This window comes from Wolbachia endosymbiont (group A) of Therophilus tumidulus, from assembly GCF_964277345.1.
Taxonomy (GTDB): domain Bacteria; phylum Pseudomonadota; class Alphaproteobacteria; order Rickettsiales; family Anaplasmataceae; genus Wolbachia; species Wolbachia pipientis.
Window position 1 is genome coordinate 1 of the sequence record NZ_OZ195515.1, and the last position, 13,304, is coordinate 13,304.

At 34.2% G+C, this 13,304-nt stretch carries 15 protein-coding genes and 1 pseudogene; 10 read left to right on the forward strand and 6 right to left on the reverse strand.

The annotated features are described in order from the left end of the window. A partial coding sequence (locus ACICQD_RS00005; RefSeq protein WP_395461437.1) for a S1 RNA-binding domain-containing protein occupies window positions 1–906 on the reverse strand: 906 nt, incomplete at its 3' end. Between the two features lie 139 nt (window positions 907–1,045). Between ACICQD_RS00005 and trmB the strand changes: the two genes are divergently transcribed. Continuing rightward, window positions 1,046–1,711: a tRNA (guanosine(46)-N7)-methyltransferase TrmB gene (gene trmB, locus ACICQD_RS00010; protein ID WP_012673367.1), complete on the forward strand. Its 666-nt coding sequence runs from the start codon at window positions 1,046–1,048 to the stop codon at window positions 1,709–1,711. Window positions 1,712–2,187: 476 nt separating this feature from the next. On the opposite strand, the gene ACICQD_RS00015 is transcribed toward trmB, so the two are convergent. Continuing rightward, window positions 2,188–2,763 carry a heme exporter protein CcmB gene (locus ACICQD_RS00015; protein ID WP_395461438.1) on the reverse strand — a complete coding sequence of 192 codons (576 nt, stop codon included), beginning with the start codon at window positions 2,761–2,763 and terminating at the stop codon, window positions 2,188–2,190. Window positions 2,764–2,942: 179 nt separating this feature from the next. Between ACICQD_RS00015 and ACICQD_RS00020 the strand changes: the two genes are divergently transcribed. Further along, on the forward strand, window positions 2,943–3,335 hold the full coding sequence (locus ACICQD_RS00020) for a TraR/DksA family transcriptional regulator (protein WP_395461439.1): 393 nt from the start codon (window positions 2,943–2,945) through the stop codon (window positions 3,333–3,335). A gap of 296 nt (window positions 3,336–3,631) precedes the next feature. After that, window positions 3,632–4,775, forward strand: a pseudogene (locus tag ACICQD_RS00025) (transposase). Between the two features lie 9 nt (window positions 4,776–4,784). Here the strand turns inward: ACICQD_RS00025 and ACICQD_RS00030 are convergent. After that, complete coding sequence (locus ACICQD_RS00030; RefSeq protein ID WP_010081834.1) at window positions 4,785–4,994, reverse strand: hypothetical protein; 210 nt, start codon at window positions 4,992–4,994, stop codon at window positions 4,785–4,787. A 131-nt stretch (window positions 4,995–5,125) separates the two neighbouring features. Here ACICQD_RS00030 and der point away from each other — a divergent pair, with 131 nt between their 5' ends. The 5 genes from der to ACICQD_RS00055 all read left to right on the forward strand — a co-directional run bounded on the left by der (window position 5,126) and on the right by ACICQD_RS00055 (window position 9,650). Continuing rightward, complete coding sequence (gene der, locus ACICQD_RS00035; RefSeq protein ID WP_010963041.1) at window positions 5,126–6,451, forward strand: ribosome biogenesis GTPase Der; 1,326 nt, start codon at window positions 5,126–5,128, stop codon at window positions 6,449–6,451. Beyond that, window positions 6,448–6,969 (forward strand): disulfide bond formation protein B, encoded by a 522-nt coding sequence (locus ACICQD_RS00040; RefSeq protein WP_010963042.1) that lies wholly within the window; start codon window positions 6,448–6,450, stop codon window positions 6,967–6,969. Before der ends, ACICQD_RS00040 begins: the two co-directional genes overlap by 4 nt. Then, complete coding sequence (locus ACICQD_RS00045) at window positions 6,944–7,486, forward strand: demethoxyubiquinone hydroxylase family protein (RefSeq protein ID WP_006279362.1); 543 nt, start codon at window positions 6,944–6,946, stop codon at window positions 7,484–7,486. Before ACICQD_RS00040 ends, ACICQD_RS00045 begins: the two co-directional genes overlap by 26 nt. Before the next feature lie 580 nt (window positions 7,487–8,066). Beyond that, window positions 8,067–9,047 (forward strand): phospho-N-acetylmuramoyl-pentapeptide-transferase, encoded by a 981-nt coding sequence (mraY, locus tag ACICQD_RS00050; RefSeq protein WP_209472500.1) that lies wholly within the window; start codon window positions 8,067–8,069, stop codon window positions 9,045–9,047. A gap of 6 nt (window positions 9,048–9,053) precedes the next feature. Then, complete coding sequence (locus ACICQD_RS00055) at window positions 9,054–9,650, forward strand: ribonuclease HII (protein ID WP_010082329.1); 597 nt, start codon at window positions 9,054–9,056, stop codon at window positions 9,648–9,650. A 3-nt stretch (window positions 9,651–9,653) separates the two neighbouring features. Here the strand turns inward: ACICQD_RS00055 and virB9 are convergent, their stop codons facing one another. The 3 genes from virB9 to ACICQD_RS00070 all read right to left on the reverse strand — a co-directional run bounded on the left by virB9 (window position 9,654) and on the right by ACICQD_RS00070 (window position 11,394). Beyond that, window positions 9,654–10,436 carry a P-type conjugative transfer protein VirB9 gene (gene virB9, locus ACICQD_RS00060; protein WP_010082330.1) on the reverse strand — a complete coding sequence of 261 codons (783 nt, stop codon included), beginning with the start codon at window positions 10,434–10,436 and terminating at the stop codon, window positions 9,654–9,656. Window positions 10,437–10,621: 185 nt separating this feature from the next. Further along, entirely contained in the window at window positions 10,622–11,077 is a 456-nt protein-coding gene (locus tag ACICQD_RS00065; RefSeq protein ID WP_010082331.1) for an outer membrane lipid asymmetry maintenance protein MlaD, read from the reverse strand. A 2-nt stretch (window positions 11,078–11,079) separates the two neighbouring features. Beyond that, entirely contained in the window at window positions 11,080–11,394 is a 315-nt protein-coding gene (locus ACICQD_RS00070; protein WP_007548590.1) for an NADH-ubiquinone oxidoreductase subunit NDUFA12 family protein, read from the reverse strand. Window positions 11,395–11,458: 64 nt separating this feature from the next. Between ACICQD_RS00070 and ACICQD_RS00075 the strand changes: the two genes are divergently transcribed. Further along, the gene (locus ACICQD_RS00075) at window positions 11,459–12,907 is read left to right on the forward strand and encodes a proton-conducting transporter membrane subunit (protein ID WP_395461440.1); all 1,449 of its coding nucleotides are present in this window, start codon (window positions 11,459–11,461) and stop codon (window positions 12,905–12,907) included. A 48-nt stretch (window positions 12,908–12,955) separates the two neighbouring features. Continuing rightward, window positions 12,956–13,303: an IS630 transposase-related protein gene (locus tag ACICQD_RS00080; RefSeq protein WP_155968342.1), complete on the forward strand. Its 348-nt coding sequence runs from the start codon at window positions 12,956–12,958 to the stop codon at window positions 13,301–13,303. Window position 13,304 lies beyond the last annotated feature (1 nt).

Below are 13,304 nucleotides of genomic sequence, written 5' to 3' on the forward strand. Positions count from 1 at the left end.
ATCTTGCCAAGGGCTATCTTCTAGCTGCTTCACACCCAAGGAAATTTTAGCATTTTCCTTATCTATTTTTATAATTTTAACTTTTATAGTCTGACCACAAGTAAAAACTGCAGACGGATGACTTACCCTACTCCAAGAGATATCTGTAATATGTAACAATCCATCTATAACTCCCACTACATCTGATTCATGAATACCGACAAATACACCGTAATGAGTGATACTTTTTATTTTCCCTTCTATTATATCGCCTTCATTTAAAGATTCTAAAAATTTAATTTTTTCACCAGCGTGCAATTTTTCTAACACCAGCTTTCTTGATACTACAATATTGCCCTGCTTCTTATCCATTTTAAGCACGATGAACTTTTGTTCAGTTTCAATAAGGTGCTTCGCATCTTTTACTTGCTTCAAATCCACATGACTCAGCGGTAAAAAAGCGCTTATTCCGTCACCAAGATCAACAATAAAGCCACATTTAATTGAGCGTTTAATAACTCCGCTTACTTCAGCCCTTGTAACTGTATCTTCTTCCAACTTATTCCATTTTTCGTCCCTAATTGCTTTTTCACGACTAAGAACAACATTACCATGATAATCTTCAATTCTTTCCACATAAACTCTGATTTTCGAGCCAATAATGACCTCATCATTACAACCGAGTTCCTTGATCAGAATTCTCCCGTCAGATTTTAAACCAATATCAACCACAACGTCGTTAGGGTTTATTCTTGTAATTACACCTTCTACCACATCTCCTTCTTTAATTTTGTTAACAAAAGAATCTTCAAACAAGGTATTATCTTGATCCTCAAATTGGCCTTGACATATCTCTTCTATAAATTTGTTTGATGATAGCTTTCTGATAGTAACCGGTAGATTTACGACTGGATTATTATTATTCATACCTTTAACTTAAACTTTATTAGAACTCATATATTATATAATATTAACAATTATTGACAAGTAATTTTTCATTAACTCATTTCGAGAATTGTTTAAGCTATATAAAATATAGTGAGAAAATTATATATGTATCAAGAATATGCTATTTAAGAATAGCAAGTGGATTAGATCGTTCTCCAGAAGGTCCAGGCTAAAACCTGATGTTGATGAAATATTGGAAAAATATTCTATTCAAAACAGCAAGGAATCTATAGAGAAAATTGTAAATTCACAAAAAAGAATATGGGTAGAAATAGGCTTTGGCAACGGTGAAAATATGCTTTACCAGGTGCTCAATGAACCTGATCTATTATTTATAGGATGTGAGCCCTACTTAAAGGGGGTTTCTCGCTTGCTAACAAACATAGAAATACAGAACATAAAAAATATTTTAATGTGGACAGAAGATGCAAGAGAATTGATTGCAAATTTTCCTGATAACAGTGTTGAAAGATTCTTTATTCTCTTTCCAGATCCATGGCCAAAAAGAAGTCACAATAAAAGACGATTAATTAATACGGAATTTTTAAATTTATTAGCAAAAAAAATACTTATAACAGGGGAAATATTCATTGCAACCGATCATCAGGACTATGCAGAGTGGATAGCATCACATATAAAGCAGTGTAACTCTTTAATCTATAGGGAAGACGATTTCACAAGTTATACTCTTACAAAATACCACAGAAGAGCGCTCAAAGATCAGCGTAAAGTGAGGTTCTTTAAAGTAAGTGTTATTAATAATTTGCAGACTATGGATCAATAGAGTTTTTGCATATCTCTTTTACGTTAACTATAGATTAAAAATAATAAAAAAAGAGGGAGAAATAGAGTAAATTCCTTTAACTACTTCTCCTTATGAAGGAATAGACTTCTTGCATAACCCAAACTAAGTAGAAAAAAGGTATCATCCAAGTAGCCCCTTTCTCGTCATGCCGCTGCGAATCGTCATACCGCCGCGGCGCTAACACGTAGCGGGATGATGAGGCTTATCGTCATGCCACCGCGAACCGTCATACCGTCACGGTATCTCTTAGCCGCTAACAAGTAGCGGGATGACGGTTGTCAGGTTAGCTGTTATCCCAGTTTTTGACACTGGGATGACAACGAAGGGCTACTTGGATGACAGGGAAGGATGCTGGAATGAAGGTTTTTCAAATTGTCGATAAACCTAAATCTATAATAACTATTTGCCTTTTTTCTAGGTTATGCAAGAAGTCTACTGAATAACAGTAAGATTTTTCAATCCTGTTCCACAGCAAATTTTAGTGCCATGTGAGTAGTTATGGTGCTGTTAACAATCAAAATAACAAAAACTAAGATGGTGATTAGTAGTGTATAAATATTCAAGGATAAATTTTCAAATTGAGTTAGCATTTTAAAATACACAAAGGTTGGCATTATCATTGGCAAAACAAGAATTTGCGATACTCCTGATGCTAAGTTGTTTTGACCAATCATCAATGCATTTCCAGTAGCTGAAATATTAGTGATTATCAGCGTATTAAATAATAAAGACACTCCAACTGCTATTGAGTGTTCAATACTATTGCCTAGAATTGCAAAGCTGAATATGGAAGAAATTACTGAAATCGGTAACCCAAATAATAACCAGTGAGCGAAAATTTTATAAGCAACTATAAGCCTAGAAGAGAGTGGCTGTACAAAGATTTGCTCTAATATTCCATCATGATAATCAGATGTAAACAAATTATTTGTAGAAATCTGCAAAACAAATGTAGCACATATCCATGTTAATGTTAACATAACTTCTTGTTTATTGTTGTTTTTAAGTGTAAATGAAGATAAACTTAACATTATGATAAAAATACATACTATATAGGTAAAGTTCTTATCATCTATTACTAATTTTTTTTACTGAGTCGATCATACTAGGCTTTTAAATGTTTATTATAAATTATAGTGTTTACTTTGAGGTAGTATAATTTTTTGTTCATAAATTATATAGGTTTTATTATTTTTTTGATAATGCAATTATGGAAAAGTTACCAAAAATAAAGTCACCAGAAGATTACACTCCTTCAGAAGATGAAGAATATATGAGCGTAAAACAAATGGAATACTTCAGCTTAAAGTTACAATCAATACTCGCTGAGTTAGAGAAACAAGAACTAGAAGATAATAGTATTGATACATACTATTCTGATGAAGATAGTGGAAACGAGGAATTAATCAAGCGTCGAAAAGATAGAAAAGAAAAAATTAAGGAGGCGTTAGAAAAAATAAAATTAGGCACTTATGGTTACTGCGATGGAACAGGAGAAGAAATAGGAGTCGAAAGACTTAAAGCTAATCCGCTTGCTATATATTGTATTGAAGAGCAAGAGAGAGTAGAAAAAGAAAAGAACGTGTACAACATTAACGATTAATTTACACATAAGTGGTGAGCCCATTGGACTTCAAGAGGAGCAAGAGGCGCTGAAGTATGTTATGCTATAAAGAAAGTGGAAAATTGGACATTCTCAACTTGACTCCTGCAGATTAAAAATTAAGTTGTATCCGTTCAGGCAATGGCGTCAACTTAAGGAAAAATATCAGCGATAGTGTATAAAATTTCTCTCCAAATTTTTTATCATTAAATTATCCAAAGAGTGCAAGGGACAGCACTTTTGTTTCTGTTTTATTTCAACAAAGAAGTCTAAAATGTGTCCTTTTTAGGTGAAATATGCAAAAAGGAAAAAACCTTATTCTACAAATTAAAAATATAATATACTCGAAAACTTTTCAGAAAATCCATTGTGTTGAGTTTTACACGAACAAGAAAACTTCCTTTTTCGACAGTATTTTCTATGATTTTAAAGTTAGTTAAAAAAAGTTTGGGAATAGAATGTGAACTTATGGAGCCATTGACATGTACCCTCAAAGCAAGCTTTTTCTAAAGCAAGGTATAAGATTTGCCATACAGGCTTTCAAGAATCTAAGCATCCAAACAGCCTATCAGGATGAACCTGAGTTGGAGAGGCTATAGACTTATTGCAGCAGATGGTTCTGGTATGAGATTACCCAGCTCTGGGGAAATTGTATCCGAGTTTGAACCAAATGGAACAACAGGCACCATTGGCAATTTGTTTGTTGATTTGTGTACTTCATTGATTTGCAGTGCTCGTCTTGCAGCTTGGAATATAGGTGAACAAACGTTGGCGGCAGAGCAATTACCCGAAGTTATCACTCAAATGCGTTTATTAAATCAAGAGAAATTATTATTTATCTATGATCGTCTTCAGTAAAATTCATTCAGCAGCATTATAATTTGGAAGTAGATTTTATTTTTCGCTTGCAAAAAAGAAATTATAGTAAGCTATGGGAACGCTGGCGAATTAGATTTTGATTTTATATTAGAAAATGAAAAGCTAAAAAATAAAATGAAAGGACAGAAAGTAAGAGTTATAGTGCTGACATTAGCCAACTGAGAAACAGAGTTTTTGACCGAGACTTTGGAGCAAAGCTTATGTGTTAAGGTGGCACATAGAGGAGTGCTATAAACGACTCAAAGTAGGAGCAGAGTTAGAGAATTTTTCTGGAGAGGCTGTATTACAAGAATTTTGGGCAAACTTGGTCATGTGCAATATATTATCGCTTCATATATGTGATGCACAAGGGCCTTGGAACCCAGATCAAATTACTGAGTATCGTTTAAATTTTTCAGTTTTATTTAGTGTAATGAGACAGAAACTCTATCAGGTACTTATTGCGCCAAAAAACTTTCAAGCCCTTTTTAAGTATACGCGCTAAAGTTAAAATCCGACCGGGACAGCCGCAATAAAGTAGATAAGCCTAAACGCCATCATGTCTTTAGGAGAGTTTGCTAATGAAAGTTCTTAAGTTGACGCCATTGGCTGTTCCGATTCGTTATATGACATAAGAGCATCATATATTTCATGCAATGTATTTGAGATGTTTTTTTCCATATGTTGATTAATATGCCCATATATTGTCGTCTCTTCCGAATACTCTGTATCTTTATGTATATGATTTTGTTGCTTTAATTCTTCTCTATCTACACTCTCTATTTGCTCTGACACTAGCATAACTACCCCATATTTTACATAACGAAATAAAAAAATTCTAACTGTAGTATGCTTATATAATCTACGAAGTCAATAGTTAAATTGAAAAGTTTCGGTTATAATTTACTTCATATAGAACATGCCCTTGAATTATGCTAAAAATCGCCATAGTAGGCCTACCAAATGCTGGAAAATCGACCCTATTCAACAGATTAGTAGGAAGAAAAGCAGCAGTAGTGAGTAACATTCCAGGAGTGACAAGGGATAGGCGAGAGGGAATGGGGAGAATTAGCGATTTGGAGTTTAAAGTTATAGATACAGGAGGATGGAACGACCAAACTAATTTTTCACTACAAGTTATTGAACAAATCGAATTTTCTTTATCCAATTCAAACATAATTTTCTTTCTTGTTGATGCAAAAGTGCAAAATGAGCGAAATGAAGAGTTTGCAAAGTGGCTGAAGAGAAAAATAAATAAACCTGTAATACTAGTAGCAAATAAATGCGAGAGTCATAAATCCGAAAATGTTGATTATTTGCAGTTTTTTGATTTTCTTGGCCCGGTGTATATCTCTGCCGAGCATAATCTTGGCATGGTTGATCTTTATGATGCATTAGCTGGTGTTATTGAAAATTTTAACGAGAACACTGAGTTACCTAACAATGAACTGAGTAGGCTGAGGATCGCGATCATCGGCCGTCCGAATGTTGGAAAATCAACTTTTTTAAATGGTTTACTTGCAGAAAACAGACTAATAACAAGTTCAGAGCCAGGTACCACACGTGATTCTGTGGATATTACATATGATCATGATGGAGAGTTAATTACTCTAATTGACACTGCCGGAATCCGCAGAAAGGCGAATGTTGTAGATGGCTTAGAATCAAGATTTGTTGAGAAAAGCATGGAATCAATCAAGCGCTCTCATGTGGTAGTTTTAATGCTAGACTCCCTAGTTGGTATTGAGCAGCAGGATTTATCAATTGGTGAAGCTGCAATTAAGGGAGGGAAAGGGATTATTGTTGTTTTAAATAAGTGGGATTTAATAGGTAAGGATGACAGAAGCAGGTTAATAAAATTTGTCAAACAACAGGAAGTAACCAGGTTATTCTTGGAAGTGCCAACTATAACAATTTCTGCGTTAAAAGGCATGCGCTGCGGTGATGTGATAGATAAGTGTCTTGAAGTGAGTGAATCCTTGAACAAGAAGATCAGCACTGCAAAACTGAATAAGTGGCTCATAGATGCTGTAGGAAAACATTCTCACCCTCTTGTAAAAGGCAAAGCAGTTAAAATGAAGTATATCGCTCAAATTGGTACTAAACCTCCAGCTTTTTCTTTGATATGTAACATACCTGAAAGTGTTGATGAAAGTTACAAACGCTATTTAATTAACGATCTCAGAAAAAATTTCTTTGCAGACGGTGTGCCAGTTAGATTGCTTTTGAAAAAAAATAAAAATCCCTATGTAAAATGAATACTCTGCTTTATACTTTCAGGGATAATTTACTTAAAGTTATGTGTAATAATTCCAGAATTCCTGCAATCTTTCTGCTGTCGAGTGCCGCTGCTCTAATTTTTGCATATGTGCTAGAATATTTTTTCAACATGCTGCCATGCAAGTTATGTACATACGAGCGAATAGTTTACTATATCGCTGGATTACTTGCAGTAGCGTGCATGCTTAAAGACAACAAAATTCTAATCTATGCAATGTTTTGCAGCTACCTCATAGGTGCAGTAATATCTTTTTATCATATAGGTCTTGAACTCCACTTATTTCATGATGTTTTAGGTTGTACAGAGCAAGCAAGTAGTAACGTTAGTATAGAAGAGCTCAGAAATAATCTACTAAATCCTAATTACTCTCCATCTTGTGACAGACCTCATTACGTTCTAGGTGTTTCCTTAGCAACATGGAATCTAATTTATCTCATAGTAGCTCTGTTCGTATCAGGTAAGGTGTATTGTGGAGAAAGAAAGAAATCTAAATAATTTAAGGTACAGCAACAATCAGTTCTTGCAACAGGCAATTAGAGTAGATCACGCTGGAGAATATGGAGCTATTTGCATTTATTCTGGTCAAAAATTTATTCTTAAGAAATCTTCTATAATCAATGAAATAATTGAAATGGAAGAGCAGGAAAAAAAGCATTTTCACTATTTTAATGAGAAAATCAAAGAGCAAAAAGTTCGTCCTACTGTTTTGTTGCCTGTTTGGCGTGTTTTAGGAGTGTCGCTTGGCGTTGCAACTGCCATTATGGGCAAAAAAGCTGCTATGGCTTGCACTGCTGCAGTTGAAGAAGTTATCGGGGAGCACTACAAAGAGCAAGTTTCACATTTAGAAGATGGGGAATTAAGAGAAACTATAAGTAAATTTCGCGACGAGGAGTTAGAGCACAAAGATATTGCAATTCAGCACAATGCTGAAAGCGCATTTGGCTACAACATTTTATCATCATTCATAAAAACAGGCTGCAAAACTGCTATTTACTTGTCTAAGTTAATTTAACTAAGCAGCTTTCTTAAAGTGTTTTAAATGTTCTGATAACAACAGAAACCAGGAAGGAATTCAAGTGTAACAATTATTTTATAACTATATTTACATATCACCATTATTAATAAATAATTAGTATTTGTAAATTAAATACATCTAAAGTATAGACTGCAAAGGAGGCAAAAGTGCGTTTTAATTTAGAAGAGGGAAATGCTCTTATGTAATACCTGCCACAGGTTCACAACTGTACGAACATTCATTTTTGAAGGTAAATTGCACAGCAAATGGTGTCATTCCAGTCTGGAATCCAGAAATTTTGCTTATAACTGAGCTGATAAGCTAAAGGTAATTGTCTTACACTAAAACAAACGTTTTTAATTAAGTTGCATAGAACCAGTGTCTGGGCACTGGGATGACACCCCACTGGTGGTCCAAACTACAACGTTCGTACAGTTGTGGATTCCAGACTGGGATGACACCCTACTGATGGGCCCAAATCACAATGTTCGTACAGTTGTGGGTCAGGCTATAGGATGACAGAAGTTGACTTTATTAGCTATAGGTGGTATGACACTTAGTCAATTTAAGTAAGCAGATGATCTTAGCTACAAAAGTATTTTTTACCTCATTTGTTTTTGGGTTTATTCTTTTTCCCTATTTTATAAAGCTTCTAAAAAAAATAAGCAAAGATGGGCAACCAATTAGATCATGTGGACCAGAAAGTCATTTAATAACAAAAAAGAATGTACCACCTATGGGCGGAATAATAATACTGATTTCTTCTTTATTACCAATTTTACTCTGGGCTCAGTTAACACCAGAAATTTTGCTGCTGATATTGATAACTCTATTTTTTGCTCTACTTGGATTTATTGATGATTATTTAAAATTGAAGACAAATCACTATCGAGGTTTAAGTGCAAAAACCAAAATACTTATTCAGTTTATTGTTGCTCTGGTTGGTGTGTTTATACTTAAGCTATACTCTGCTGAATGTTTTACAAAAACGTCCCTATTTAAAGGAGTAATAATAGATTTTGGCTATCTATATGTTCCGTTTGCTGCGTTTGTAATTGTCGGCTCTTCTAATGCTGTGAATCTCACAGATGGTTTGGATGGCCTTGCTGCAACTCAAGTTATCACTTCCTTTGCTTTTTTGGGGCTAATTGCATATATAACTCAGGCAGATATGAATATTACTTTATTCTGCATTGCATTTATAGGAGCTATTCTAAGTTTCTTGTGGTTTAACACACATCCAGCAAAAATATTTATGGGTGATGTTGGTAGCTTGTCGGTAGGTGCGGCTTTAGGGTTAACTAGTGTCCTAATTAAAAGAGAAATGCTTTTTGCCATTATTGGAATAATCTTTGTAATAGAGACTCTATCTGTTATTATTCAGATATCATATTTTAAATATACAAAGTTTAAATATGGAGAAGGAAAAAGAGTTTTTCTTATGGCACCAATACATCATCACTTTGAGAAGAAGGGATGGTCAGAAAATGTAATCGTTATGAAATTTTGGATAATTTCTATTATCTGTTCAGTTTTTACTATAACTTTCTTATTATAAAAACCTATGAAATACCCAGACTTTACATTAGAAAATAAATTATCAGGAGTGATAGCAGGAGTGGATGAAGTTGGAAGAGGTCCGCTAGCTGGTCCAGTAATATCCGCAGCCGTAGTATTTATTGATAGAAATACAATTATTGATGGAATCAACGACTCGAAAAAGTTGACTCCTCAATGTAGGCAAGTCCTATATGAAAAAATAACATCCGTTGCAAAATTTGGTATAGGAATGGCAAGCGTAGAAGAAATAAATTCATACAATATCTTGCAAGCAACAAAGCTTTCAATGAAACGTGCGTTGATAGACTTGGACCTAGAATTAGATTATGTACTAGTTGATGGTAATCAACCACCTGAAGTGAAATGGCAAGTGAAATCCATAGTAAATGGTGATAATTTGAGTACATCAATTGCAGCAGCTTCAATCGTTGCAAAAGTTACGAGAGATCGGCTTATGCAAGAATTGCATAATAAGCATCCTGAATATAATTGGTATAAAAATAAAGGATATGGGACAAAAGAGCACCTTAACGCTATTGGCCTTTATGGAATTACAGAACATCATAGAAAAAATTTTGCACCCATATCTCGGGCATTATAGCCTTTACCCTTTTTTGAAAGGTATGGTTTCATTAAATAGGCAAACTGTACTCGATCCATTCCTTAAGGTAAACACTGAACTTACCCTTTCGATTATCAGGTAGTTATCAACTGTACGGAAATTTACTAAAGACTCATATCCTGCAGAATCAACCATAAAAACTGCCGGAAAATCAGAGTTTATTTTATTGAATTGTAGATATGTAAATTTTCCGTCATCAAAAACCTTAATTGGTATTATTGACTGACTACCTTTGACGTGCGAGATGGAATAATTAAAATTTAATCCCTTCTTTACAACTTCAATATCATTGATATCAGGAATAATGGTATGACTAGCTTGTTCGAAGATATCACCGTTATTTGTTGTGTAAATCTCATCACTGCTAAATAGTGGATAAAGAAACCTTACTTCATATGCTAATCTTGGATCATCTAGTCCAGTTGCTTCTTCAGCATGAAGTTCAAAGTAATAAACTCTTTTATTGGTAATTATAGTTGCATTAGTATCGGCAATATCATCTATAGGCTTAATAAACAATCTATTACCTTGAGGAAGGAGTTGCCAACCAGTTGAATCACCCATTGAAAGGTTTTGTATTACCTCCCCTGGTTCAAACAATATACTGGACTGATAACCATAAAAACCCGTATACTTATGTATAGCTTGTGGGTTATAATTTATCACCTTTATGTGATTATCTCCAGCTATTGAACGTGGCTCCTGTTTTGCAAGTGCATCACTACCACAGAGGAACAACAGTACGGCAAACAGTAAACCAATCATAATATCAAAATAAATTAATTTTCATTTTATCATTGATAGACATGCACTGCAACTATTAAGGCACTTTCTATACTATAAACCCCAAAGCAAGCGGTAGAAAAGGCAAGAAATAAGGCAAACTCCTTAAATACTTTAGAACTACAGGAGGCTTTACCTGAACGGATATACTTGGAATCCTGCCATTTTCACTTTGTAAACATACCAAGAATTCTGTCCATTATTCCACCCATATTTGCTTCAGCTTGAGTATACTCTATTTTACCACCATGCAAGATTAGTTTAATATCTGATCCAGGTGATATATTAACAAATTTACTGCCAACAACTCCACTGCTAGTGATCAGAGCTGAACTATCAATTGGCAATTTTATGTCTTTGCTTATACACATATCGATTCGTGCTACGTAGGTAGCTTTGTCAAGTGATACACCAGTTATGCTTCCAACATCTACACCAGAGATCTTGACACTATCACCAACTCCTATACCGTTAGCGTTAGCAAAAAGACCATATATTTTATTGCAATCCTTATAGTTTTTCTTTATGTAAGATAGCTTATCAATAGCAAAGAAAATCAGAAAAATAGTGAAAATTAATACAAATAATCCAGCGGTTATTTCAAGTATATTTGACCTTCGCATCTTTAGTTATCAGGACTCCAGCTTTTATAGTAATTTTTCACTTTTTGGTTTGGATAGTATGCATCTTTTGTACCCGTTAAATTAGGAGTATGTTTTACTTTTCTTTTTTTATTATTAACTGGTACTACATTATCAGTATAGTGAAGCCATATATGCCATTCCGGAGGCACTGTTGTAGGCTCAGAGACACTGCTATACATAACCCACCTTTTTCCTTTACTTGATTCATAGTAAGAATTTCCATTTTCATCTCTTCCTACAAATTTATCTTCTCTTCGTAATAGGCGTTTTATTGCGTTACAAATTTTAGATAACATAAGGGTATTAAAACAAAAAGTATTATATATACTAATACTTTAACGATATATTAACAACAATTTAATGCAATTACCAATCTTACAAGTTATTATACCAATAATTGCATCAATGTTTTGCTTTCTTGCCAAGAAACACAAGGTATCTTGGTTTATTTCTTTTATTGCAACAACAATCACTCTTATCATTTCATCAATACTACTCATTAAAACATATAAAGGTGAAATTATAACTTATCACCTTGGAAATTGGGCTCCTCCGTATGGAATAGAGTTAAGAATCGACGTGTTAAACTCCTTGATTCTAACTTTGGTGAATTTTATAGCGCTGATTAGCGTGCTTTATAGCTTTTATATTAACGAAAAAGAAATTAGCAAAAACAAAATCACTGGTTTTTACTCTCTATTTCTACTGTGCTTAAGCGGACTGCTCGGGATTCTAGTAACAAACGACATATTTAACCTTTACGTTTTCTTGGAAATTTCATCTCTTTCTTCTTATGTATTAGTTTCAATGGGAAGGGATAAAAAAGCCTTGGTTGCAGCATTTGAATATCTAATTAGTGGAACAATAGGCGCAACATTTTATTTATTTGGCATCGGGCTCTTGTATTCAATGACTGGAACGCTCAATATGTCTGACATGGCTGAAAGAATAGTTCCATTACACGATAACAACATCATAAAACTTGGCACGTTGTTCATTTTTATTGGTCTCTCAATCAAAATGGCACTGTTTCCATTAAGCAGGTGGCTGGTTAATGAATATAGTGAGGCGCCAAGTTTCATTAGCATATTCTTTTCAGGCACAGTGACAAAAGTGATGATATATGTTTTCATCAGAATCTTTTATACTGTTTTTCATCAAAATTTCTTCTTATTTAAACCATCACTAAGCAACGTGATAATTATCCTCGCACTTTGCGCTGTTATATTTGGGTCGATATTTGCAATAACCGCAAAAGACATAAAAAGACTGCTTGCTCACTCTAGTATTAGCCAAATTGGTTATATAATTTTAGCACTGAGTTTTAACTCAAAAACAGGTGTATTTGCAGCAATTCTTCACATAGTAAACCACAGCATAATAAAAACATCTTTATTTATGGCTGCAGGATGTATTTCTTACAAATTTGATACAACAAAAATAGAGAATTTATCGGGACTCAAGAAATCAATGCCTTATACAGCACTTGCGTTCACTCTACTCAGTTTAGCATTAATCGGTGTGCCTTTAACAAATGGCTTTGTAAGCAAGTGGTATATAATGAAAGCAATTATCGAATCTCATGCGTGGATTTCCCTTGTAACATTTGCTGCTGGCTCTTTCCTTGCATTGATATATATGTGGAAGATGGTAGAGAAAATGTATTTTGAAAATGATGCAACGTCACGCACTGGAATGACACCGGACAAAATTAATGATGTGCCATTTCCTATGCTTTTCTGTCTATTGTTTATGGCAGTTTTAACAGTAGTAACTGGAATATATAGCACTCCAATTCGGTTAGTATAGTACTTCCCAAAGTAAATGATAAAGGTATAATAAGCTATTTGAGTTATAATGGCGTATAGTGTGGATTTAAGGGAAAGGGCAGTATCGATGATAGAAAAAGGGAAGTCAAAGGTTGAGGTGGCAGAGCTTTTGGAGATAGGAATAGCAACTCTGTACCGCTGGTTAAGAAAGAAAGCCGCTGGTGAAAGCCTAAGGCCATCGAAAAACGGCAGCTTTATTCGAAAAATAGACCCAAAAATACTCGAAGAATATGTTAAAAAGAATCCAGATCATACGCTGGCAGAGATGAAACAAAATCTTGGATTTGGAATAAATTCAATTTGGTATAGGCTGAAACAGCTAAGAATTACTTTAAAAAAAAGTTACACTATATCAAGAGCGCAATCAAGAAGATAGG

Coding starts and splice junctions, on each gene's coding strand:
- trmB (WP_012673367.1), top strand. CDS start 1,046: ATGCTATTTAAGAATAGCAAGTGGATTAGATCGTTCTCCAGAAGGTCC.
- ACICQD_RS00015 (WP_395461438.1), bottom strand. CDS start 2,763: ATGTTAAGTTTATCTTCATTTACACTTAAAAACAACAATAAACAAGAA.
- ACICQD_RS00020 (WP_395461439.1), top strand. CDS start 2,943: ATGGAAAAGTTACCAAAAATAAAGTCACCAGAAGATTACACTCCTTCA.
- ACICQD_RS00030 (WP_010081834.1), bottom strand. CDS start 4,994: ATGCTAGTGTCAGAGCAAATAGAGAGTGTAGATAGAGAAGAATTAAAG.
- der (WP_010963041.1), top strand. CDS start 5,126: ATGCTAAAAATCGCCATAGTAGGCCTACCAAATGCTGGAAAATCGACC.
- ACICQD_RS00040 (WP_010963042.1), top strand. CDS start 6,448: ATGAATACTCTGCTTTATACTTTCAGGGATAATTTACTTAAAGTTATG.
- mraY (WP_209472500.1), top strand. CDS start 8,067: ATGATCTTAGCTACAAAAGTATTTTTTACCTCATTTGTTTTTGGGTTT.
- ACICQD_RS00055 (WP_010082329.1), top strand. CDS start 9,054: ATGAAATACCCAGACTTTACATTAGAAAATAAATTATCAGGAGTGATA.
- virB9 (WP_010082330.1), bottom strand. CDS start 10,436: ATGATTGGTTTACTGTTTGCCGTACTGTTGTTCCTCTGTGGTAGTGAT.
- ACICQD_RS00065 (WP_010082331.1), bottom strand. CDS start 11,077: ATGCGAAGGTCAAATATACTTGAAATAACCGCTGGATTATTTGTATTA.
- ACICQD_RS00070 (WP_007548590.1), bottom strand. CDS start 11,394: ATGTTATCTAAAATTTGTAACGCAATAAAACGCCTATTACGAAGAGAA.
- ACICQD_RS00075 (WP_395461440.1), top strand. CDS start 11,459: ATGCAATTACCAATCTTACAAGTTATTATACCAATAATTGCATCAATG.
- ACICQD_RS00080 (WP_155968342.1), top strand. CDS start 12,956: ATGGCGTATAGTGTGGATTTAAGGGAAAGGGCAGTATCGATGATAGAA.